Origin of the sequence: Brevundimonas sp. UBA7838 (genome assembly GCF_002500885.1) — a bacterium.
Classification (GTDB): domain Bacteria; phylum Pseudomonadota; class Alphaproteobacteria; order Caulobacterales; family Caulobacteraceae; genus Brevundimonas; species Brevundimonas vesicularis_C.
Map to the genome: position 1 here is coordinate 69,980 of NZ_DLTK01000089.1, position 20,680 is coordinate 90,659.

22 protein-coding genes and 1 pseudogene are annotated in these 20,680 nt (G+C 64.8%); 10 read left to right on the top strand and 13 right to left on the bottom strand.

Features of this window, described 5'->3' with window-relative positions; genetic code table 11:
* Positions 1 to 71 precede the first annotated feature (71 nt).
* The 8 genes from B3T77_RS07345 to B3T77_RS07380 all read right to left on the bottom strand — a co-directional run bounded on the left by B3T77_RS07345 (position 72) and on the right by B3T77_RS07380 (position 9,773).
* The gene (locus B3T77_RS07345) at positions 72 to 3,377 is read right to left on the bottom strand and encodes a DEAD/DEAH box helicase (protein WP_292078483.1); all 3,306 of its coding nucleotides are present in this window, start codon (positions 3,375 to 3,377) and stop codon (positions 72 to 74) included.
* Between the two features lie 88 nt (positions 3,378 to 3,465).
* Positions 3,466 to 4,320, bottom strand: coding sequence for a glycosyltransferase family 2 protein (locus B3T77_RS07350; protein ID WP_292078486.1), 855 nt, complete (start codon positions 4,318 to 4,320; stop codon positions 3,466 to 3,468).
* On the bottom strand, positions 4,317 to 4,898 hold the full coding sequence (locus B3T77_RS07355; protein WP_292078488.1) for a class I SAM-dependent DNA methyltransferase: 582 nt from the start codon (positions 4,896 to 4,898) through the stop codon (positions 4,317 to 4,319). Before B3T77_RS07355 ends, B3T77_RS07350 begins: the two co-directional genes overlap by 4 nt.
* Positions 4,891 to 5,598 carry a PIG-L deacetylase family protein gene (locus B3T77_RS07360; RefSeq protein WP_292078490.1) on the bottom strand — a complete coding sequence of 236 codons (708 nt, stop codon included), beginning with the start codon at positions 5,596 to 5,598 and terminating at the stop codon, positions 4,891 to 4,893. Before B3T77_RS07360 ends, B3T77_RS07355 begins: the two co-directional genes overlap by 8 nt.
* Positions 5,592 to 6,692 carry an acyl-CoA dehydrogenase family protein gene (locus tag B3T77_RS07365; RefSeq protein ID WP_292078491.1) on the bottom strand — a complete coding sequence of 367 codons (1,101 nt, stop codon included), beginning with the start codon at positions 6,690 to 6,692 and terminating at the stop codon, positions 5,592 to 5,594. Before B3T77_RS07365 ends, B3T77_RS07360 begins: the two co-directional genes overlap by 7 nt.
* Positions 6,689 to 7,720 (bottom strand): glycosyltransferase, encoded by a 1,032-nt coding sequence (locus B3T77_RS07370; protein WP_292078493.1) that lies wholly within the window; start codon positions 7,718 to 7,720, stop codon positions 6,689 to 6,691. Before B3T77_RS07370 ends, B3T77_RS07365 begins: the two co-directional genes overlap by 4 nt.
* Positions 7,717 to 8,670, bottom strand: a complete 954-nt coding sequence (locus B3T77_RS07375; protein WP_292078495.1) for a glycosyltransferase — start codon at positions 8,668 to 8,670, stop codon at positions 7,717 to 7,719. Before B3T77_RS07375 ends, B3T77_RS07370 begins: the two co-directional genes overlap by 4 nt.
* A complete protein-coding gene (locus tag B3T77_RS07380; RefSeq protein ID WP_292078497.1) occupies positions 8,667 to 9,773 on the bottom strand; it encodes a glycosyltransferase in 1,107 nt (368 codons plus the stop codon). Before B3T77_RS07380 ends, B3T77_RS07375 begins: the two co-directional genes overlap by 4 nt.
* 266 nt (positions 9,774 to 10,039) lie before the next feature.
* On the opposite strand from B3T77_RS07380, the gene B3T77_RS07385 reads away from it, so the two are divergent.
* Positions 10,040 to 10,339, top strand: a complete 300-nt coding sequence (locus B3T77_RS07385; RefSeq protein ID WP_066551468.1) for a hypothetical protein — start codon at positions 10,040 to 10,042, stop codon at positions 10,337 to 10,339.
* Positions 10,340 to 10,430: 91 nt separating this feature from the next.
* A complete protein-coding gene (locus B3T77_RS07390; RefSeq protein WP_162233938.1) occupies positions 10,431 to 11,186 on the top strand; it encodes a Crp/Fnr family transcriptional regulator in 756 nt (251 codons plus the stop codon).
* Positions 11,187 to 11,244: 58 nt separating this feature from the next.
* On the opposite strand, the gene B3T77_RS07395 is transcribed toward B3T77_RS07390, so the two are convergent.
* Positions 11,245 to 12,003 carry a Crp/Fnr family transcriptional regulator gene (locus B3T77_RS07395; protein WP_055805653.1) on the bottom strand — a complete coding sequence of 253 codons (759 nt, stop codon included), beginning with the start codon at positions 12,001 to 12,003 and terminating at the stop codon, positions 11,245 to 11,247.
* A gap of 169 nt (positions 12,004 to 12,172) precedes the next feature.
* On the opposite strand from B3T77_RS07395, the gene B3T77_RS07400 reads away from it, so the two are divergent.
* Genes B3T77_RS07400 through B3T77_RS07410 form a run of 3 tightly spaced genes read left to right on the top strand, consistent with a single transcriptional unit; the run spans position 12,173 to position 13,223 of the window.
* Positions 12,173 to 12,358, top strand: coding sequence for a hypothetical protein (locus B3T77_RS07400; RefSeq protein ID WP_292078504.1), 186 nt, complete (start codon positions 12,173 to 12,175; stop codon positions 12,356 to 12,358).
* Positions 12,355 to 12,960 (top strand): cysteine hydrolase family protein, encoded by a 606-nt coding sequence (locus B3T77_RS07405; protein WP_292078505.1) that lies wholly within the window; start codon positions 12,355 to 12,357, stop codon positions 12,958 to 12,960. The genes B3T77_RS07400 and B3T77_RS07405 overlap by 4 nt, the downstream gene beginning before the upstream one ends.
* Complete coding sequence (locus B3T77_RS07410) at positions 12,957 to 13,223, top strand: hypothetical protein (protein WP_156363152.1); 267 nt, start codon at positions 12,957 to 12,959, stop codon at positions 13,221 to 13,223. Before B3T77_RS07405 ends, B3T77_RS07410 begins: the two co-directional genes overlap by 4 nt.
* A 9-nt stretch (positions 13,224 to 13,232) precedes the next feature.
* On the opposite strand, the gene B3T77_RS07415 is transcribed toward B3T77_RS07410, so the two are convergent.
* Both B3T77_RS07415 and B3T77_RS07420 read right to left on the bottom strand, forming a co-directional pair.
* Positions 13,233 to 13,946, bottom strand: coding sequence for a Crp/Fnr family transcriptional regulator (locus B3T77_RS07415; RefSeq protein WP_292078506.1), 714 nt, complete (start codon positions 13,944 to 13,946; stop codon positions 13,233 to 13,235).
* Between the two features lie 43 nt (positions 13,947 to 13,989).
* Entirely contained in the window at positions 13,990 to 14,904 is a 915-nt protein-coding gene (locus B3T77_RS07420) for a manganese catalase family protein (protein WP_292078507.1), read from the bottom strand.
* 176 nt (positions 14,905 to 15,080) lie between these two features.
* Here B3T77_RS07420 and B3T77_RS07425 point away from each other — a divergent pair, with 176 nt between their 5' ends.
* The 5 genes from B3T77_RS07425 to B3T77_RS07445 all read left to right on the top strand — a co-directional run bounded on the left by B3T77_RS07425 (position 15,081) and on the right by B3T77_RS07445 (position 18,990).
* Complete coding sequence (locus tag B3T77_RS07425; RefSeq protein WP_292078508.1) at positions 15,081 to 15,626, top strand: hemerythrin domain-containing protein; 546 nt, start codon at positions 15,081 to 15,083, stop codon at positions 15,624 to 15,626.
* A 33-nt stretch (positions 15,627 to 15,659) separates the two neighbouring features.
* On the top strand, positions 15,660 to 16,226 hold the full coding sequence (locus tag B3T77_RS07430) for an SRPBCC family protein (RefSeq protein WP_292078510.1): 567 nt from the start codon (positions 15,660 to 15,662) through the stop codon (positions 16,224 to 16,226).
* Positions 16,227 to 16,243: 17 nt separating this feature from the next.
* Entirely contained in the window at positions 16,244 to 17,422 is a 1,179-nt protein-coding gene (locus B3T77_RS07435) for a zinc-dependent alcohol dehydrogenase (protein WP_292078513.1), read from the top strand.
* A 139-nt stretch (positions 17,423 to 17,561) separates the two neighbouring features.
* On the top strand, positions 17,562 to 18,209 hold the full coding sequence (locus B3T77_RS07440; protein WP_292078514.1) for an arylesterase: 648 nt from the start codon (positions 17,562 to 17,564) through the stop codon (positions 18,207 to 18,209).
* A gap of 4 nt (positions 18,210 to 18,213) precedes the next feature.
* The gene (locus tag B3T77_RS07445; RefSeq protein WP_292078516.1) at positions 18,214 to 18,990 is read left to right on the top strand and encodes an exodeoxyribonuclease III; all 777 of its coding nucleotides are present in this window, start codon (positions 18,214 to 18,216) and stop codon (positions 18,988 to 18,990) included.
* Positions 18,991 to 19,033: 43 nt separating this feature from the next.
* Here the strand turns inward: B3T77_RS07445 and B3T77_RS07450 are convergent, their stop codons facing one another.
* Positions 19,034 to 19,594 carry an alpha-ketoglutarate-dependent dioxygenase AlkB gene (locus B3T77_RS07450; protein ID WP_292078518.1) on the bottom strand — a complete coding sequence of 187 codons (561 nt, stop codon included), beginning with the start codon at positions 19,592 to 19,594 and terminating at the stop codon, positions 19,034 to 19,036.
* Positions 19,591 to 20,663, bottom strand: a pseudogene (gene dinB / locus B3T77_RS07455) (DNA polymerase IV). The gene B3T77_RS07450 and the pseudogene dinB overlap by 4 nt, the downstream one beginning before the upstream one ends.
* Between the last annotated feature and the right edge of the window lie 17 nt (positions 20,664 to 20,680).

The window sequence follows — 20,680 nt, forward strand, 5'->3', positions numbered from 1 at the left end:
GCGCCAGCGGCGGAATTGCTCCCAACAAAGCAGACTCCAGACGTTGAAACCGGCTCAAACCCGCCCTGCCCTCAGGCCGCCGCCAATTCGGTCAGAAGCTTCTCGATGAAAGCCGTGTCGTGCGGTTGATCGTTGGCGGCGTCGACGATCATGCGATCCTCGGACCAGCGTCGATCATCGCGCAACGGAAAGGACGCTTCCATGCCGGGCCGACGCGCCGCTGCGATCCGCAACGCCGTCGCCTTCGGTCCCGATACGATTTCCGTGACGCCGGCATAACGGGCGAGCGCCGCCAGGCGACGGCCGGTGAACAGATCCTCTGCGGGGTCTGGCAAAGAGCCGAACCGATCTTCGGCTTCGTCTCGCAAGGCGTCGACATCTTCCGCCGTCGTGGCGCGCGCCAACCGGGCATAAAGATTGATGCGCACGGTTTCGTCGGGGATGTAGTCCGCCGGCAGATGTCCTGTCGCGCCGACGTTTAGACTGGGAGAGGCTTGGTCTGGATCGGGATCGCCTTTGGCAGCCGCGAGCGCCCGAGCCAGGACGGCCTGGTAAAGGGCCGAGCCGATCAGCCTGACATGTCCGGCCTGTTCCTCGCCCACCAGATCGCCGCCGCCGCGCAGGTCCAGATCGCGCCCGCTGATCGCGAAGCCCGCCCCCAGTCGGTCCAGAGCCTCCAATGTCTGAAGACGGGCCTCCGTCGCCGCCGCCATGGGCGCTTCGGGATCGGAAAGCAGATAGGTAAAGCCCTGTCGCCGCCCCCGGCCGACACGCCCGCGCAGCTGATGCAACTGCGCCAGGCCAAACCGGTCCGGCCGCCAGATCAGCATCGTATTGGCGCGCGGCACATCCAGGCCGGTCTCGATGATGTTCGTGGCCAGAAGCACGTCCCCCTCGCCGTCGGAGAACCGGCTCATAACCTCGTCGATCGCGGACGGGGACATGTCACCGTGCGCCGAAACCACCGACAGCTCGGGCGTCAAGGTCTTCAAGCGTTCCGCCAAGGGTTCCATATCCTCGATCCGCGGCACGACCACGAAACTCTGCCCGCCCCGCGCCTTCTCGCGCATCAGCGACAGGCGAACGGCCCCAGCGTCGAACGGGGTCATGAAGGTTCGGATGGGCCGGCGTCGGGCGGGCGGACTGGCGATCAGGCTGACGTCCTGAATGCCGACCATGGCGCTCTGCAGGGTTCTTGGAATCGGCGTGGCCGACATCGACAACAGATGCGGCGCCTTCTCTGCCAAGGCAGATTTCATCTGCGCGCCGAAGCGATGCTCCTCATCGATGATGACAAGCCCGAGGCTGGAAAACGCCAACCCTTCCGACGCCAGCGCCTGCGTACCCACCACGACGCGCATGGAGCCGTCCGCCAGCCCTGCCTTGACCGCCCGCGCCTCCGCGCTGTCTGCGGCGCGCGACAGGTGGCCGATTTGAATGTCCGTGTCCTTGAACCGTCTCTTGAAGACCTCGAAATGCTGACGCGCCAGGACGGTGGTCGGGGCGACGACGATGACCTGTTTGCCGGCAAGGGCCACGGCCGCCGCAGCGCGCAGGGCCACCTCGGTCTTGCCGAAACCGACATCACCGCAGACGAGCCGGTTCATGGGCTTGCCGGATCCCAGGTCCGACAGGACCGCCTCGATGGCGCGCGCCTGATCGGCCGTTTCGGGGAAGGCGAACCCGGCGGCGAACCGGGCCAGCGCCTGACGCGGCGCGGCGATCGGCTCGGTCCTCAGCGCTGCACGCGCTTCGGCCCGGGCGGACAGGGCCGCTGCGGCCTCGTCGATCTGCGCGCTGACCTTGGCGCGACGCTTCAGCCATCCCTGTGTATTCAGCCGATCCAGCGACACCGCGTCTGGCTCTGAGCCATAGCGCCAGATTTTGCTAAACTCCTCGATCGGCGCGAGAATGGTCCCACCGCCGTGATATTCGATGCGCAGAACGTCGCGCTCGACACCATCGGCAGCAACCCGCTCCAAGGCCTTCAGGACGCCCAGACCGTGGTCTTCATGGATGACCACATCGTCCAACCGCAGTTCGGTCTCTCCGAACGCAGCGTTCGTTTCGCCGGATCCTCGCGCGATCCGGCCGCCGAAAATGTCCGAGGGCGTCAGGACGACTAGACCGGCGGCCGACTGTCGGAAGCCTGTGTTCAGATCGGCGGTTACGACGGCGATCTGCCCGGGCTGCAGTGGTGCGATCGCGGTCCAGCTCTCGAGCGCCACGGGCGTATCGACATCGTGGCGACGCAGCAGGCGTAGGATGATCCTGTGCTCATGAGGCAATCCTGTCAGGACGATGCGGTCGCCCGCCTCGCGCCGCTCGGCAATGAATTGTTTAAGGGCCCGCCCCGGCGACTTCTCCAATGCGAAGGCCGGCGTCGGCGCCCAACCCTCGACGCTCAGGGGTTTGGCGCCTTTCAACGCCTGCCGAACGTCCTTTTCCGTCAAATAGAGGCTGTCGGGTTTCGCAGGACGCGCGCCCTCGCTGAACCGCAGGCGCGTGTCATAGGCTTCGGCCATATGCGCGCGAATGCGTTCGAACCGATCCTCGACGCCCACGTCAGTCAGGATCATCGGCTTGACGAGGAAATCAAACAGGGTCGTGGAGGTCTCAGCATCGATCGACGGGCCCGTGTCCTGATGATTAGCCTCGTCATCCTCGGGCGACCGGTCGCTCCATTCAGCCGCCGGGGTCAGACAGATCGTCTCGATCTCGGCGCCCCGGCGCTGCGATACGGGATCGAAGGCGTGGATCTCGATGATCCGGTCCGCCTCGTCCAAAGCGATGCGATAAGGCGTTGCGGACGCCGGCGGGAAGACGTCGACCACCGCGCCGAGCAGAGCGTACTCGCCAGGTTCGTCGACCCGCTCATCCGCCGCATAGCCCGTATCCCTGAGAAACGAGTCCAGGACTTCGCGATCCAGCGCCTCGCCCGCCGCGAGCGACAAGCGGGCCTTGATCCGTTCGCGCGACGGCGTCCGCTGCACGATCGCATCGGGCGAGGCGACCAGGAACACGGGCCTTGCGCTGGCTTCGTTCAGGGCGGCCAAGACGGCCATCCGCCGCCCCATGCTTTCTCGCGAAGGCGCGGCGCGGTCGTAAGGCAGGCAGTCCCAAGGCGGCAAGACCAGCACCTCGGCGTCCTTCACCATCGGCGAGAGGGCCGCCGCAATCTCATCGGCGCGGCGTTCGCTGGTGGCTATGAACACTAGGGCCTGCGATTGCCTTGTCTCCATCTCGGCAAGTCCGGCCGCCACAGCCGCCGCCGGCATTTTCCAACGCTTGCCGTCGTCCTGCTCGGGCGCTGGCCCTCCCACGAGGACCTGTTGGCCCGTGGCGGAAAGATCGGTGTCGGCAGGTGACGATTTCATCCTGGCTGAACCCCAAGGCCGGTCGAGGGTTGCGCCCGCTTTCGTACCCCCGACCCGTCATTTCAACTGCTAGCGTGGCGGAACCGGTCTAGAAGGGGTTTGCAGGATCTTTTCGCGCGGCAGCGATTTCTGCCGGCGTTGGGTCCCGGCAAATGGTCAGTTCATCCGACGACCAGTCGACCAGTCCGAGATCCGCCATCGCTTTCAGCCAACCGTCCATCGGCCAAATCGACCAGGCGGCGTGGAAGCGTTTGGCGTTGGCGATCAGGGCGCGGAAATGCTGCAGGGGCGGATCATAGCCGTCATGATGTTGGTGGAAGACGGGCACACCGCCGGCAAAGAGCAGCGGCAGGCCCTCTCGCGCAATGCGAAACCCCAGATCCGTGTCTTCGGCGCCGTAGCCGACGTAGGTCTCGTCGAACCCGCCAAGCCGATGGAAGGTCGAGCGACGAAGCGCGAAAGCCAGAGACCAGAACAGGCCCGGATTGCCCTCCGGGCTTTCGCCTTCCCGTGGAAAGGGGCGCACGGGATGGGGTCGCCCGGCGGCGCTCAGATCGACTTCCGACAGGGGTCCCGGCCGGACGGCTCCGGCGGGAAGATAGAGCACCTCTGGACAGATGACGGCGTCATGCTCGGCGAGCACCGCCTGCATCCGGTCGCAAACTGCCGACGACACGATGCAATCCACATCCAGAAACAGTAGAATATCGCCCGACGCCAAGGCGGCCGCCAGATTTCGGGCGGCGGCCAGAGGCAGGGCGTCGCCCGCCAGACGTTCGACGCGGACCGGAAAACCCACCGGCGGCAGCCTCACGGGCGCATCGCTCATGTCGACGACGATCAGTTCGTCGGGCGGCGAGGCGCTGAGCATCAATCCCTCGACCAATCGGTCCAGATGCGCCTGCCTGTTGCGAACCAGCGTCAGAGCGGACAGCGTCGTCATCGCCGGCTCCACAAATCCAGCCGATAGTTCGGATGCTTTTCGGCGAGATCCACCTGCATGAGCTCCGATAATCCAAGCCAGAGGCGCTCGACGGCGTCGTCGGCGGTCTGGGGATAGTCAGTCTCGCCAGTCCAGTGCACCAGAAGAACGCGTCCGCCCTCGACCAGGCCGTCGGAGATGCGTTGCGCCGCAAAGTCCAGATCGGCGTCGCTCCAGTAATAGGCGACTTCGGACAGGACGACGAGATCCAGCCCGTCCAGAACCGGACAGTCGCGAGGGAAGGCCGCGGCCGCGAACCGGACGTTCGGCCGCCCCGACAGACGCTGGCGCGCCCTTTCCAGGGCGGTCGGGCTGACGTCGATCGCCAACAGACGATTGCAGACTGTGCTCAGCCGCTCGGTCAGGACGCCGCCGGCACAACCGACCTCGAGCGCAAAAGCTGCTCGCCGCGTCGAAAGGGCGGCGATGGTGCGATCGAACTTGGCGGCCTCATAGGGGCTGGAGGCCAGATCCCACGGATCGGCGTCCCCGGCGAAGATGCCTTCGAAATAGGCGGCGGGAAGCGAGCGTTCAGCCATAGGCGTCGCGCCGATACAGGGTGTCCGAGGCGGCCCGCAGCCCCCTCGCCGTCTCGAGCCGAAACCCCGGTCCAAACATCGGCGTCAACTGGCTCTGATGGGCCGACAAGGCATAGGCCCTCAAGCCGGCCCTTAGAGGTCGCGTCGTAATCCGCAGCTTCGTCTCGGACGGAGCCGCCCCCCACACGATATAATCGAAAACGGCGACCGGCCGGCGAGCCATACCGGCTGCGCGGCGGGCAAGCTGTGCCGCCGCCTGGTGATCGCAATGGGGATCGTCTGGTCCAGTGACGGCGATCGCATCGACGCGCCGATTACGGCACACGGCGGCCAGACGACGGGCGGTCGCCTCGAATACCGTGCTGCCAGGAGAAGCCGGCTGAGCATCAGGCCAATCCAGAAACACGGGCGGCGCCGCCGCATCCCCCGCCAACCGTCGAACGGCGCGCCCTGCCTCCAGGCGTCGGGTCCGGATAAGCCTCGCACGGGAGGCCGCATCCGAATGATCGTGCGAACCCGCACCATCGGTGAGGATCACGACGCCCGCCAACCGCCCAGCCTCGGCCGCCTGATGGATCAAGGCGCCGGCGCCCAGCGTCTCGTCGTCGGCATGCGGGGCGATGACCAGCCACCGCGCGGATCGCCAGGGCGAACGCTCCAGCGCCAGGGTCGCCAGCCGGCCGGTTTTCTCGCTCACCATAGGGCGTCGCCCTCGCCCCAGAGATCGCGATCCAGCCAGGTCTTGGCCGCCTGGTCCTTCGCATAGTCGGGTCCGGCCTGCCGAAGATAGAGGCTGAGATCACGGGTGATCTTGTCGATGCGCTCGCCGTCGAAGGCGCTGCGTGTCCCGACCGACCGCGCCGCCAACTCCATGACATCCAGGGCGCTGCGTTCGACGACGCCGCGCGTGGCGCGGGCGAAATCCCCGGCGTCCGGCGCTTCGGACGCCGCGCGGATCGCGGCTTCGCGGACCCAGAGCCAGGCCGTCCGCGTCGCAACGACCGCGTCGGCGAAGCGCGCGCGCTGGATGGGATCGGCGCGGGTGGCGTCGGACAGCGCGTCGCGCATCGCCATGACCAGGCCTTCGACGCCGCCCAACTGCACCGCCGTGAACCGCCAGGCCCCGGCCGTGAAACGCGGTTCGCGATCATAGTCTCCGGGACGTCCGAGCCGCTGATCGGCATCGACCTTCAACTCGGTCATCTCATAGCGCCCGCTGGTCGTCGCGCGCATGCCGCGGACGCGCCACCCGCTCAGATCAGCCCTCTTCGGGTCGTTCGCCGGCACGACGATCAGCTGGCGTTCGCCCTGTTCCGGCTGGGCGGTGATGATCGCATATTCCAGGCCGCCTGCGCCGGTCGCGAACATCTTGTCGCCCTGCAGCCGGTCGCCGACCAGACGAACGCCGGGCGGCGGCTCCGTCGCCCAGACGCCGAACCAGCCCCCCTGCGCAAGGATCTTGCCGAGCCAAGCCTTCTGGGCCGGGTCCGCGTACCAGTCGAACAGCGCCAAGGCGTTGACGTGTCCTTCGAACAATCGGCCGACGCTGAGATCCGACCGCCCCACGCTTCGCAAAGCGCCCATCAAGGCCAAGGCCTTTTGGACTGGATCGTCATAGGCCGTTCCGCCGCTTTGAACCGGAGCGAACCGCCGACCCCAACCCTCCGAGGCGAGCAGCGTCAGACTCTCGGCGGGATATCGCGGCGCAGCGTCGTAGCGCGCACCGAGCGCCGCCAACCTGACCTCAAGTTCCAGAGGCGATGACGCGGTCGGCGTTGTTTCCAGGGCTGTCATCGGCGTGCCTCAAGCTCTGATGCGAGGTCGACAAGCCAGGGTCCGGCGGCGCCGAGTCCCTGCCCGCTGATCTGCTGCCGATCAGCGGGCGACAGTGCGAGTGCTGACTGAAGGATGCCCGGCCATTGCTGCGCCTGCGGCCACTGCGCCAGGACGATCGAAGCGCCAAGTGTCGCCAATCGCTCGGCCTTCGCGACCTGCTCATTATAGGCGCGAGGCTCGGGAAGACAGACAAAGGGTTTATCGGCCGAAATCACCGCATTCAGCAGGCCGTCTCCCGCGCCTCCGACGATGACCTCCGCCTTGTCGATCTCGTCGCCGATGGCGTCGATCCAGCCCGCCAGCTTCAGGTTCGGCGGTATGACCGGCGGAGGCTCGATCGGCCCAACGCCGGTCCACATCTTCTCGGGCGTCGCCTCCGCAGCCGCCGCCAGCTTGGCGCCATCCAGCGGATCGCCACCTCGCCCATGAACGACCAGGACGCCTGATCCACGCTTCGGTCCCGAATAGCGTTGGGGGGCGAAGTAGTGCGTCTTGTCCCGCACCTCGCTGGCCCCCATCCCATCCAGCTGCTCATGGAAGGGCGCAAGCAAGGCTTCTGCGCCGCGGAAGGCGTCTAGATGCGCCGGGTCCGATCGATCCCCCGCGAGGCGGACATAGACCACAGGCGTCGCACACAGCCGGGCCAGCATCGCCATTTCGACCGACACATCGATCACCATCAAGGCCGGCCTGGCTTCGCTGATCCAATGGGCGAACCGGGCGGTCCGCGCCCGGACGCCTGCATGGTGATAGGGGGCGTAATGCAGCGCCTCAGGCCGGACAGGCGCCTCGTCACGGCCGGAGAAGCAGTCTTCGTCGTGGGGCCTGTCATCCTCCAGATCCACGCAGGCGATGTCTTCGGTTCGTCCTTTCAATCCCGTTCCAAGCAGGACAAATCGCTCGGGCGCAGCGGCGGCGATTTCCAGTGCGCGCTGGCGGTGGCCGTCGCCCTGGTGATGGACATAGTATCCGATCGAAGCCCTCACGCTGCGGCTCTCTCAACGCCGTCGGCCCATTCTCGTAAATCCATATCGAGCGGCATGGCGGGCAGTTGGGTTTCCAATGCCGACAGCCGCCTGGCGCTCGCCGCGTCGTGACGCTGACCCCGGCGCCACCTCGCCCGCTGCCGCCAATGCGAAAGGTCCGGCGCCATGATCGGACCGCCGTTCCGCGCCTGATCGAACAAGCGGCTCATGTCCTCCGCCATCCCCCCGGCGGCGCGGCCCGTCGTTCGTGCCGACACTCGGGTCCACACCGCCAAGGGATGCACAAGCCTGGCCCCTTGCGCTTGAGCGGCGATCACAAGCGCCCGATCCTCGCCCGTCGGCTGTTCGGGCACCCCGCCGGCTGACAGATAGGCCGCCGCCGTGATGGCGAGGCTGGCCCCGGTGTGATCGCCATGTCTGGGCGCCGGATCATGCGGCGAAGGGTCGATCTCGTCCTCAATCGCGCGAACTTCACGCCAGTAGGCGTCCCACATCTGGCGCAGAGCCGCGACATCCGCAGAGATCGCTTCCGCTTCATCCAACACCAGTCGTCCGCCCACCAGATCCGCTCCATCCGCGATGGCTGCGAGATTGGCGGACAGCCAGTTCGGTGGTGGTCGTGTGTCGGCGTCCGTCGAGATCAGAACGCCATTGGGTTGATCTGCGACACGCTCGAGACCGGCGGACATGGCCGCGCGCCGCGCTGCGCCGGCATGCGCGCGATGCTCTGGGAAGGTCTGCAAATCGACGACGATGTCCAGTCGATCCTTCCACCGGGGGACCGCTGCCTGCGCCTGATGGAGCGAACCGTCTGTCGAGTTATTGATGCAGAGCGCGACCGAAATCCTGCCCGGAAGATTCTGCGCGGCCAGGGCGGCCAGAAGCACGGGAAGACGCCGTTCCTCATTCCGCGCGGGCACGCAAACGCAGAAGGCAGGTTCGCCCGTCATGCGATCAGCCGATCTTCCAGCGTGTCATTGGCCTGCATCTGCGCTGCCGCAGCCGCCTGAATCATCTCGCCATAGAGTTCTTCATAGGCGGTGATCATCCGGCGCGCATCGCAGACCGCTTCCGCGCGCGCGCGGCAGGCCGACCGAGACAGACCGACCGCCCGGGCGATCGCGCGCGCCAGATCCTGCACATCGTCCGGACGGGCCAAGGCGCCACAGTCGGGAGACAGAATCTCGGGAATGGCGCCGCGCGCGAAGGCAGCGACGGGCGTGCCGCACGCCAGCGCTTCGGCCACCACCAACCCGTAGGGTTCGTCCCAGCGCGGCGTGCAGACGAAGGCGGCCGCCTGCCCAATCTCCTTCGACAGCGTTTCGTGATCGAGGTGGCCGAGATAGGTGGTTTCGCGCGTCAACCTCGGAGCGATCTCGGCATTGAAATAGGCTTGATCCAGGATCGGGCCCGCGAACCGCAGGGCGACACCCGCTAATGCCGCCGCGTCCAGCGCCAGATGCAGACCCTTCTCGGGCACAATCCGCCCATACCAGATCAAATGCCCAGGTTCGTCGTGACGCGCACGCCACTGAAAGCGCTCCAGGTCGATCCCGTTCAGAATGACCTGATCGATCGGCCGCACTCGGCTCCATTGTTCGCGCATGGCCTCGGAAACGCCGACAAACCGCGCGAAGGGTGCGCTCGTTTCGCGGATACCGCTTTCCAGCCAGCAAAAGGGTGGCGTGTGGAGCGTAGTGACCATCGGCATCGGCAAGGTCTCCGCCATCGAGACCGGCAGATAGTGCAGGCTGTTGTTGTGGATGACGTCGAATGAACTGCGTCGAAGCCGGCTCATCAACGACAGATAAGCATGATGCTCTCGGAAGAAGGCGACGTCGCCGGCCTCCGCAGTCCCGACCTTGGCGATTTCCGTCTGCTCGCAGATCGCCTCCAGACCGAGCGCGGGGTCGGACAGGGTCGCTGCAAACAGCGTGACGTCATGACCGTTCAGCCGCAGTTGGCGACAGAGCAGATGGGTATGCATCTCCAGCCCGCCGGCGAAGGGTTCTGCGATCGGATATTTGAGATGTGCGATGACGCCGATGCGCATCCATACCGCCGTGATCGACAACCCGACCCCCCTCGGATCGGTCCATGGCGTAAAGCCTGAAGGTCAAAGCTATGCCGCGGCTATTCGTTCCTGTGTGCGATAATGGTCTCAAGCAGATGGGAGGCGTTCGGCTTTTGAAGCCAGCAGAACCAAGAGCATTTGGTCGAGATGATCCGATGCAATCGCGCGAGGGCTGCGGAGAGCAGTCAGCTTTGGAGCGATAAACTACGCAGCGCGTTCAGTGGACGAACTAAGAGGACCCAACCATGACCAACCTTGTCGCCTCCACATTCGCAACACGTAGAGACGCCGAGCTCGTGGTCGAACGGCTTGTCCAAACCCATGGCATGGAACGAGACGCCATTCAGGTCGCTCCTGAAGGCGAGGCGAACACGGTTGGAGACAGGCCTTCGGGCGGAGACGTCGAAGGCGACAGCCCCAGCGTCGACTCTCGGTCGGACGTGCCGATCGCCGGCCGTGTCAAAGTCGTCGTGTCTGCAGAAACCGATGACGAGGAACAGACGATACGCGCCGCATTCGTCGAATTCGGCGCCAAGGACGGATGACCCTCATGCGAGCCGGTCCTCGGCTACGTCGCGTTGATCCTGTGACAAGGGCCGCAGCGTCCCGACGCCTCTGTTCGCAAGGATGACGTCCGTGGAATCGCTCATCGATGCCAAGCTTCATCGCCTCGGCGACCTCTCGAACGACGATCGCGGACGGCTTGGAGGCCTCCTAAGTGGGCGCCGTCGCGCAGCAGCCGGCGAAGCCTTGGTGGAAGAGGGCAATCGACCCACGTTCAGTACGCTGCTGCTCTCGGGATTTGTCGGCCGAGTCTCGACCCTGGCGGACGGCGGTCGTCAGATCACAGCGATTAGCGTTCCCGGGGACTTCATCGATCTGCATGGCTTTCTTCTGAAAACGATGGATCACAGCCTGGTAGCCTTGTCTGACGTCACCGTTGCGGTTGTCCAGCACGCCGACTTGAGGCGCGTGACGGAACACGCCCCTCGCCTTGCGCGGGCGCTTTGGCTTGAAACGCTGATAGATGCGGCCATCCACCGGCAGTGGCTGGTGGCGCTGGGACGCAGAGACGCAGGGACACGACTGGGCCAGTTGATCTGTGAACTCTACCTCCGTCTGGAAGCCGTAGCCCTCGCCCAAGACCACACCTTCGAATGCCCTCTGACCCAATCGGACCTAGCGGACATGCTGGGGATGTCGAGCGTCCACGTGAACCGCTCGCTCAAGGTCCTTCGCGACACGGGCCTGGTGCGATGGCGGAATGGTCAGGTGTCGATCGACGACTGGACGGCGCTGACCGAGCGCGTCGCCTTCGACGCCTCCTATCTCGATCTGAAGCTGTCTAGGTCCTCAAGCGGCGCGCCGATCGCGAGACGGCGGACGGCCTAAATCCATCCGAAGCTCATTAGCGCGCGGCCGCTGCGCCTCCATCTCCGCGCCTGCGGCGTCAGACGCTCGCGATCCGGTTGGGACCGGACACATAGCGCCTGACGGGCAGCCCAGCGATACGGCGAAGCCGATCAACATCGATCAGGGAAATCGTCTGGTCGGACCGTTTGATCAGATTCAGGCGATCCATCTCGCGAAGGGTTCTGTTCACATGCACCGGCGTGATCCCGATCAGGTCGCCGAGATCGCGCTGGGTCAAAGGCATATGGAACATGCCGCCCGGCGCATCGCCGCGTTCGGACAATCGATCGAACAGATTGGTCAGCGTGGCGGCGATGCGAACGTGTGCGGGCGCCTGACCAACCACGGCCAGACTTTCCATCAACGCGACACGCTCTTTCTGCGCGCTCAGAAAGAGCGAAAGCGCAATCCGCGGATAGGCCTCAAATGTCGCTATCAGCCTGGACCTCGATATCGCGTGCACAGCGATGGGCGTCATGGCGGTCAGGCAGTCGACCGTTGTCGTCAGGCACAGGCTCGGCGCTCCCAGGAGATCGCCCGGAAGATGGACCTTCACAATCTGTTGCTTGCCCGATGCAAGCGCGATGGACGATGCGACCCAGCCCTGAGTCAGCAGATAGAGATGCGAAGGTTCAGCCGCCTCATGACGCAACACATGGTGGCGAGGCCAATGCTGGACCGGCTCGAGAAGCCCGGCCAGCGCCGAACGCTCGCGAGACGACAGCGCGACGAATTCTCCCAGCCGGCCCGGCGCATCGGATGGCGAATCGATTGGGGGCGGCAGGTCCTCATCCATGCCTCGCGTTCCCCCAAACCCGGCATGCCTGCACTAACCCATGTAAAGGGCTGTCCGACGCGCCGTCGGGGGGTACTCTCGACAGGCTAGAAGCCTGTCCAAAATCGGACCTATGAAACTGAGCGGACGCACCAGGATTGGTTGTCTTTTGATCCGGCGAGAAGGCGACATGACCCGACATACGCCACACAGGGACAAGATTGATGATACGCGCGGCTTGGCGCAGGGCGGTCTAGGCGGCCCCGAGGACGAAATACTCGACGCGGGACAGGAGGAGGTCGTCTCCCGCACCGAAGTCGAGCTGGGCGAGAGCGAACACCACTGCGGTGAAGAGACGCCGGGGCTCAGGCCGTGACACACGGCCTGAAGACGCGCATTCCGGAAACAACGGCGCACCTTTGCATCGACATGCAACGCATGTTCGTGGAAGGGACCGAATGGCATACGCCTTGGGCAGCCAAAACCCTTCCGGCCATCGAGGCGCTATGTTCTGCAAGGCCTGAAAGGCTGTGGTTCACCCGATTAATCCCCGCCGCAACGCCCGATGAGGCGGGGGGCGCCTGGCGCGACTATTGGCGGCGTTGGTCGACCATGACGAAGAACGCTCTCGATCCGGCGATGTTGGATCTGGCGCTTCCGCTTCAGCGGTTCGCGCCGCCTGCGCAGATCATTGACAAAACGGTCTATTCCGCCTGGTCAGGCACACACCTCCACAAGGCGTTCAAAGATCAGGGTGTCGATACGCTCGTCGTAACGGGCGCGGAAACTGACGTTTGCGTTCTCTCGACCGTGCTCGGAGCCATCGATCTGGGCTATCGTATCGTGGTGGTCAGCGACGGGGTCTGCAGTTCGGCTGATCAGCCTCACGACCACCTTTTGGCGCTCTACAGCGACCGCTTCAGTCTCCAGGTCGAAACTGCCGAATGCCGAGAGGTGCTGGAGGTCTGGGTGGCATGACCGTCCATCCTCCCGTTCTGCGCTATCAGATCCGTTACCGTGATGGCGGAGAGCCTGAGACCCTCATCTCAAACGACATGGCTGACGCCATGGCCCAGGCGTCTCAGCGCGCAAAAGCGATGGGTCAGGCTGTCGCCCTGTGGTGCGATGGTCGGTGGATCGCCGACGTCGATTCAGCCCCGTCGCTCCTCTCGCCCGACTTGATCGCAAAGCTCGTCCATGCCGGCATCTATGTATTCGGCGCACCGGTCCGAGACCGGTGACGGCCTGATCTAGGCCGCCTCGGCCGCGATGGCTTCGGCGAACGCTGGAGACCGTGGACGATAGTGACAGCAGGCCAGGCTCGCGAGAACGGCCTCATCCTTCAAAAGAATTCGTCCCCGCACGGTGCGTAGGGCGCCGGCGGCGCGAAGGCTCTGACACGCCTGATTGATGCTGGATCGGCGCAGGCTCAGCAACGCTCCGATATTCGATTGTGACAGCGCGATCTCAAAGCCACCGGTAGCGCGATGGATATCCAGAAGAAAGCTGGCGACGCGAGAGACCGCCCCATGCGACATGGCGCACCTCAACCGCGCCTCCATCGACTTCAGTCGCTTGAGGCCGCCTGCAAGCAGAAATTGAACGCCTTCCTCACCCGCTTCCCGGCAGAAGGCCGCCACGGGCGCCCGGTACACCAAGCCGTTCGACAGCCAAAGCCCTTGGCTTCCCCCTGCGATGTCGATCAGATCGCCCGCCGCAGCGACGCCGCAATGGGTTCCTCGTTTCCCGTCATCAAGAAGAAGACAACCGTCGAGAACGACAGCGATCTCGCCATCCGGACGATAGGGTCCGCCCGACACGACGGGAATGATCTCTCCCAGGCGTAGCGCGCGACTGCGACTTTCGAAGGAGAGCGGATCAAACGCCCGCCACAACGAAAGAATTTCCTCGCGCGGCTCTAGACATGGCGGGGTTTCGCCGGACGGTGTCGCAGGATCGAGCATAGGCGCATCCTGCGACTTTCCGGGCGTAGCGCACTTACATGGGTTAACTGACGCCTTCGTCCTCGATCAGTTCGGTCGTGGTCCCTGCCCCAGGTCCCGCCCCTAGATCAGCGCCGGTCACAGGATTGCTGTCGGCGTCAGAGGCTGTTCGGGCCGCGAAGGCCTGGACAGCGGCGGCGTCCCGTTCGCCCAGTGAGACGCTGGCGGAGCCGTCGCCGCCGTCCACGGCGCCCTGCTGTTCACGGTCGTCGATGAACTCCCATTGCTCACCCTCATTCCAGGGACCGCGGGTATCGCCCTCTCCTTGGGACATGTCGTAGTATTTGTCAGCGAAGGCAGGCAGGCCGACCAGCTTGCCTGCCGGGAAGTTCGGCTCCATGGCGTAGAGGGCCTTCTCGAAGGACTTCTGATGCGCCACTTCGCGCGTCATCAGGAAGTTCAACGCGTCCTTCACGCCGGGATCGTCCGTGCAGTTGATCAGACGTTCATAGACGATCTTGGCTCGGGACTCGGCGGCGATGTTGGAGCGTAGGTCGCAGGCGGGATCGCCGATCGAGTCGATGTAGGCGGCGGTCCACGGGACACCGGCGGAGTTGATGAGGGCCGGCGCGCCGCCATAGAGAATGGACGTCGTATGACTTTCACCGCCGCTGTTCAGCGAGGCGTACAGATCCGCCTCCTCCATCGCGGCTTCAGCCATCTGGCCTTTCACGCCCCGGTTTAGCATGGACACGATCGAGCCGATGACTTCGAGGTGGCTTAACTCTTCCGTGGCGATGTCGAGCAGCATGTCTTTGCGGCCCGGATCTTCGTCCGCCAAAGCCTGTGTGAAGTAGCGCATGGCGGCGGCGAGCTCGCCCTGCGGCCCTCCGAATTGCTCAAGCATCAGGGTGGCGAGACCCGGGTTCGGTTCGGCTACCCTGACCGTATACATCAGGCGCTTGTTATGCATGAACATGGTTGGCTCCTTGGTTGAAGCCGAGCTAACCGGGCCATTCCGAGTGCTGTTCCAAAGGTCGGTTTTCGGACCTTGGATCGTTTTACTGTCGAGCTGGACACCTGTTGTGCCCGTTATTGGACAGGCGGAACGGACAACTCCCAACGGCTCTTGAACCCTCTTTCACGGGAGGTTTGATGTCCCTCATCGACAAGGCGCTCGCCGCCGTCACCCCGCAGCCTGACGACGAGACGCGCAAGGCGGCGACGGAAAAGGCACGCGCCGCCTCCCAGGCTGGAGACTGGCTTTCGCTAGTGCTCGATCATCATGACGCCATCCGCGCCGCCTTCGCCTGCGGCCGAACGGCCAAGACCGCTGTCGAAAGAAACGCCGCTCGCGATGTCCTCGCCGTCGTGCTGAACGGCCATGCGCTGGCTGAGGAGCTGGTCCTCTATCCCGCCCTCGGTCAGGCCGGCGAAAAGATGCACGCGGCCCACGCCTATCTCGAGCAGACGACCACGAAGGCTCAGATGGCGGAGCTTGAAAACATCGCGCCCTCGAAGCCCGCCTGGCTGGACAAGTGGGCGCACATCGAAGGCGCCGTTCTCACCCATATGTTCGAGGAAGAGAGCGATTGGTTCCTGACGCTGAAGGCCAAGGGTCACCACCAGATCCGTCTGGCCTCGCGTTACGCCGAAGAGTTCGAACGCTACGCTGGCGCGCCCCAGTCTCGAGCCGCCTGATCCCGACCGTTTAACATCAAGGAGGCATCAACGATGTCCGCCCCCCTTTCGACATACGCCGACGTTCAGTCACCCGCCTTCCACGACGACGACTATGTCGAAGGCGCCTACGACTCCACCAGCATTCGGGCCGTCATGATCAACCAGCCCCGTCAACGGCTTTATGACTACTGGCGCGACTTTCGAAACCTGCCCAGTTTCATGGAGAATGTGAGGTCGGTGGATCTTCTGGACGCCCCACGATCGAGCTGGAGCGTCGCCGGCCCGGCCGGTGCGGAGATCGAGCTTGTGAGCGAGATCACCGAAGACCGTCCCGGCGAGTACATCGCCTGGCGCTCCACAGAAGACAGCGACGTCGATCACCAGGGCTGGATCGAGTTTCGCGACAACGCCTTTGGCCGTGGAACCGAGGTGCGTATCCTGATCAGCTATGACCCGCCGGCGGGCGCCGTTGGCAAACTGGTCGCCAAGGTGATGCAGCGCGAGCCCCGGGTCCAGGCCCGGCGCGAGCTGCGACGTTTCAAACAGCTGATGGAGACGGGCGAAATCTCGACGTCCAAGGCCCCCGACGCGGCGCCGCGCGCCGATCGTCATTTCTGATCCCGGAGGGAATTCTCATGCGCGCTCTGACCTGGCACGGCAAACACAATGTTCAGGTGGACACGGTCCCCGATCCTCAGATCGTCAATCCCCGTGATGCGATCATCAAGATCACGGCGACCGCCATCTGCGGATCAGACCTGCACCTCTACGACAGCGTGATCCCCGGCATGTCCAATGGGGATATCCTCGGCCATGAGTTTATGGGCGAGGTTGTCGAGATCGGCCGTGGCAACACAAGCCTTCAGGTCGGCCAGAAAGTCGTCGTGCCCTTCGTGATCGCCTGCGGCTCGTGTTTCCATTGCGGCAAGCAGCAATTCTCGGCCTGCGACAACTCCAATCCCGCCGACAAATCCGACGCGTCCGAGATCGCCTACGGTTATCCGGCAGCCGGCCTGTTCGGCTATTCACACCTGACCGGCGGCTATGCGGGCGGTCAGGCGGAATATGTCCGCGTCCCCTATTCCGATGTCGGCCCGATCGTGGTGCCGGACGGGATTGAGGATGAGCGGGTCTTGTTCCTGTCCGACATCTTCCCCACGGGTTGGATGGCGGCCGAGAACGCGGAGATCGAACCCGGCGACACGGTGGCGATCTGGGGCTGCGGCCCCGTCGGCCTGTTCGCCATCAAGAGCGCCAGATTGATGGGCGCCGGCCGCATCATCGCCATCGATCATCATCCACGCCGACTGGAGCTCGCCAAGGCGAACGGCGCGGAAGTCCTCAATTATCACGAGGTCAAGGTTCGAGACGCACTCATGGAGATGACCGCCGGCATCGGGCCGGACGCCTGCATCGACGCCGTCGGCATGGAGGCGCATGGCTTTTCGCCCGACAACATCATCGATGCGGTGAAGCAAGAAACGAAGCTGGGAACGGATCGCCAACATGTCCTGCGCGAGACGATCATGGCGTGTCGCAAGGGAGGTCGCGTTTCAATCCCCGGCGTGTATGGCGGGATTGGCGACAAGCTGCCGATCGGCGCCCTCATGCAGAAGGGTCTGACGATCAAGACCGGCCAGACCCATGTGCAGAAATACCTGCCGCAGCTCCTTGAGCTGGTCATGGACAGCAAGATCGACACGACGGATCTGATCAGCCACCGTCTCCCGCTGGAGCAGGCGCCAGAGGCCTACAAGAACTTCCATGACAATCCGAACGAATGGACGAAGGTCGTACTGAAGCCGCACGGCTGATCAACGGCCTTCTTTAAAGCCTTACTGCCGTGGACGATCGACAGCCAGACGAGCGCATCACGGCCGAAGTTGGGGATTGTTTTCAGACGACCTGAGAGGAACAGGACAGGTGCGGCCTACTTTGGGTAGGCCATGACGCATGACCCGCTGCACTCCGACCGCCCAAGATCCGGTTTCGGCCTGCCTGTCACATTCGACGCTGACAGGAGCGCCGCCTATGGGCAATGCTGAGCGTGTCGTAACGCTTCTCGGCGACCCGCTGACCGCAGGCTACGGCCTGAAGTCGGCTGAAAGCTTGCCGCGCCAACTGGCGGCGCGACTGGCGAGCGAAACGCCTTTGGTTCGCGTCATCGGCGCGGGCGTATTCGGCGACACGACGGGGGACGGCTTGCAAAGGCTCGATCGGGACGTGCCGGCGCAAACGGATCTTTGCGTCGTCGCCTTGGGCGCCAACGACATGATGCAGTTGGGCCCGACCGATCATGTCAGGGATAATCTGCTGTCGATCATCGACAAACTCCATCGGCGCAGCATCCCCATTCTGCTGTGCGGTATGCGGGCGCCGCCCTGGTTCGGCGCCTACGCCTGGGCGTTCGATGCGGTCTACCCCGAGGTCGCTCGCGCAGCGAGCGTGCCCCTGATGCCCTTCCTGATGGAGGGTGTGGCGTTGCAGCCGGCCTATGTCTTGCCGGACCGGATCCATCCCAACGCCGCCGGCGTGGGCAAGATGGCCGACACCCTTGCACCCCATGTGCGATCCGCCCTGGCGGCCCTGCGGACGCCGTGACGGGATGCGGCTGGCCACCTTCAACATCAACGGCGTCAATCGTCGCCTGCCCAATCTCCTCGCCTGGCTTGAACAGGCCCAGCCGGACGTGGTCTGCCTTCAGGAGCTGAAGGCGACCGACAGCCAATTTCCGAATGCCGAGATCAAGGCGGCCGGCTACGATGCGGCCTGGGTTGGCGAACAGCGCTGGAACGGCGTCGCTATCCTAAGCCGCATCGGCGAGCCGGTCGTGACCCGACGCCGGCTGCCCGGCAACGCCACTGATCCTCAGGCCCGTTATGTAGAGGCGGCGGTCAATGGCGTGTTGATCGGCTGCCTCTATTTGCCCAACGGCAATCCCAGGCCCGGGCCCAAGTTCGACTACAAGCTCGCCTGGGCCGACCGGCTGATCGCCCATGCGGGGACCCTCTACGCCACTGCAGCGCCGGTCGTGCTCGCCGGCGACTACAATGTCGTTCCGACCGACGCCGACATCTACAACACCAGTTCGTGGAAGGCCGACGCCCTGCTTCAGCCCGAGAGCCGCGCCGCCTTCAAGCGCCTGCTGGACCAGGGCTGGACCGACGCCCTGCGCGAGCGTTTCCCGCACGATCCGCCGCCTTGGACCTTCTGGTCCTATTTCCGCGAGGCTTGGTCCCGCGACGCGGGCCTGCGCATCGACCATCTCCTGCTCAACGGCCTTGCGGCCGAACGCCTAACCGACGCCGGCGTCGATCGCGCGGTCCGCGGCGTCGAGGGCGCCAGCGACCATGCGCCGGCCTGGATCGACCTCGCTGACTAAGCCGATCCGGACACATGACGTCCGGCGGCAGCCCCCGCAGTCTTCAGGCGGCCAGGGTCCGGAAGGTGACGGAATAGCGTAAGGCCATCATCGGCGTGATCGAATGCTCCCAGTCCCTGCGCGCCTCTCCCGACAACCGGTAGACCGAGCCGCACGCCAGCGGCGCATTGCGCCGCAGAAAACCCGCCCCCTCGCGTCGGCGCAGCCGCATCACGCAGGGCGCCAGCAGGGACAGGCCCAGGATCTCGCCATAGACAGGACGGTCGCGATGCCAGCCGATGCCGGCACCCGGGGCATATTCATTGACCAGGACCTGGACGAACGCCGCGCCGTCCAGATCGAGACGACCCGCCAAGCGCGCCATTAGGGTCGAGAGAAACGTTGGCCACTCCGGCCCATCCCCCTTGCGGTCAAAAGCGGCGATCCGGCGGTGGCCCAAGTAGCCCAGATGTTCATAGGGTTTGAACGCCAGAGTCTGGAGCGCGGCGACAAGCGCGGCCTGTTCGGGCGCCGACAGAACGTCGGCCCAATAGTCGAACCCCGCCACCACGGGCGTGCGCGCGGGTGCATCGCCGAACAAATCGAACTGCGACAGTCCGGTCACGACAGGGCCAGTTGGTTCGCCGCGGCCCCGGTTGTCTCCAGATTGGACAGGCTGACCCCTACAAGGCGCACGCCACGGCTTGGCGGGTAGAGGGATCGGACCAGCAGCCGACTGACCTCGTGCAGGGCTTGGCGGGAAGCCACGGGCTCGGACAGGGACCGACTACGCGTCGATTGCTGGAAGTCCGCCCATTTGACCTTGACGGTGACCGTCCGTCCCCGGCTTCCTGTCTTCTCGCACCAGGCCCAGACATCGTCGGCCATGGCGGCCACACCGGCTTCGATCGCGTCCGGATTAGTCAGGTCGGAAGCGAAGGTGGTTTCCGACCCGCTCGATTTGCGCGTCCGGTCCGGATTGACCGCCCGGTCGTCCTGCCCGCGCGCGATGGCGTAATACCAGGGCCCGGACTTGCCGAAATGGTGTTGGAGAAAGGCCAGGGACTGACGGCGCAGATCCGCGCCGGTACGGATTTCCAGTCGCTCCATCTTGGCGGCCGTCACCGGGCCGACGCCATGGAAGCGCCTGACCGGCAAATCCTCGACGAAGGCCTCGCCGCGCCCTGGCGCCACAACGAACTGGCCGTTCGGCTTGTTCTGGTCCGACGCCAGCTTGGCCAGGAATTTGTTGTAGGAAACGCCTGCCGAAGCCGTCAGGCCGGTCTCGTCTAGAATCCGCCGCCGGATCTCTTCCGCCGTCGCCGAGGCGGTCCCGAGGCCTCGCCGATCGGCCGTCACATCGAGATAGGCCTCGTCCAGCGACAAGGGTTCGATCAGATCGGTGTAGTCCGAAAAGATCGCATGGATCTGGGCCGACACCGCGCGATAGACCTCGAAGCGCGGCGGGACGAAGACGAGGTCCGGACATTCCGCTGGGCGGTCGTCGAGGGCATGGCTGACCGCACCCCGAACCGCCGCGCCTCATAGCTGGCGGCGGCGACCACGCCGCGCGCCGCCGCATGACCGACTGCCACGGGGCGACCGCGCAGGGCGGGATCATCCCTCTGTTCCACGGAGGCGAAGAAGGCGTCCATGTCCACATGGACGATCTTGCGGGTGGCGACGCCGGACATGCAGCCTGCATATCAAG

What these genes read in the sequence shown, in the direction of transcription:
- B3T77_RS07425 (WP_292078508.1), top strand. Translation starts at nt 15,081, where the DNA reads ATGTCCCTCATCGACAAGGCGCTCGCCGCCGTCACCCCGCAGCCTGAC.
- B3T77_RS07445 (WP_292078516.1), top strand. Translation starts at nt 18,214, where the DNA reads ATGCGGCTGGCCACCTTCAACATCAACGGCGTCAATCGTCGCCTGCCC.
- B3T77_RS07345 (WP_292078483.1), bottom strand. Translation starts at nt 3,377, where the DNA reads ATGAAATCGTCACCTGCCGACACCGATCTTTCCGCCACGGGCCAACAG.
- B3T77_RS07350 (WP_292078486.1), bottom strand. Translation starts at nt 4,320, where the DNA reads ATGACGACGCTGTCCGCTCTGACGCTGGTTCGCAACAGGCAGGCGCAT.
- B3T77_RS07360 (WP_292078490.1), bottom strand. Translation starts at nt 5,598, where the DNA reads ATGGTGAGCGAGAAAACCGGCCGGCTGGCGACCCTGGCGCTGGAGCGT.
- B3T77_RS07410 (WP_156363152.1), top strand. Translation starts at nt 12,957, where the DNA reads ATGACCGTCCATCCTCCCGTTCTGCGCTATCAGATCCGTTACCGTGAT.
- B3T77_RS07435 (WP_292078513.1), top strand. Translation starts at nt 16,244, where the DNA reads ATGCGCGCTCTGACCTGGCACGGCAAACACAATGTTCAGGTGGACACG.
- B3T77_RS07365 (WP_292078491.1), bottom strand. Translation starts at nt 6,692, where the DNA reads ATGACAGCCCTGGAAACAACGCCGACCGCGTCATCGCCTCTGGAACTT.
- B3T77_RS07395 (WP_055805653.1), bottom strand. Translation starts at nt 12,003, where the DNA reads ATGGATGAGGACCTGCCGCCCCCAATCGATTCGCCATCCGATGCGCCG.
- B3T77_RS07440 (WP_292078514.1), top strand. Translation starts at nt 17,562, where the DNA reads ATGACCCGCTGCACTCCGACCGCCCAAGATCCGGTTTCGGCCTGCCTG.
- B3T77_RS07420 (WP_292078507.1), bottom strand. Translation starts at nt 14,904, where the DNA reads ATGTTCATGCATAACAAGCGCCTGATGTATACGGTCAGGGTAGCCGAA.
- B3T77_RS07430 (WP_292078510.1), top strand. Translation starts at nt 15,660, where the DNA reads ATGTCCGCCCCCCTTTCGACATACGCCGACGTTCAGTCACCCGCCTTC.
- B3T77_RS07380 (WP_292078497.1), bottom strand. Translation starts at nt 9,773, where the DNA reads ATGCGCATCGGCGTCATCGCACATCTCAAATATCCGATCGCAGAACCC.
- B3T77_RS07400 (WP_292078504.1), top strand. Translation starts at nt 12,173, where the DNA reads ATGACCCGACATACGCCACACAGGGACAAGATTGATGATACGCGCGGC.
- B3T77_RS07415 (WP_292078506.1), bottom strand. Translation starts at nt 13,946, where the DNA reads ATGCTCGATCCTGCGACACCGTCCGGCGAAACCCCGCCATGTCTAGAG.
- B3T77_RS07355 (WP_292078488.1), bottom strand. Translation starts at nt 4,898, where the DNA reads ATGGCTGAACGCTCGCTTCCCGCCGCCTATTTCGAAGGCATCTTCGCC.
- B3T77_RS07375 (WP_292078495.1), bottom strand. Translation starts at nt 8,670, where the DNA reads ATGACGGGCGAACCTGCCTTCTGCGTTTGCGTGCCCGCGCGGAATGAG.
- B3T77_RS07385 (WP_066551468.1), top strand. Translation starts at nt 10,040, where the DNA reads ATGACCAACCTTGTCGCCTCCACATTCGCAACACGTAGAGACGCCGAG.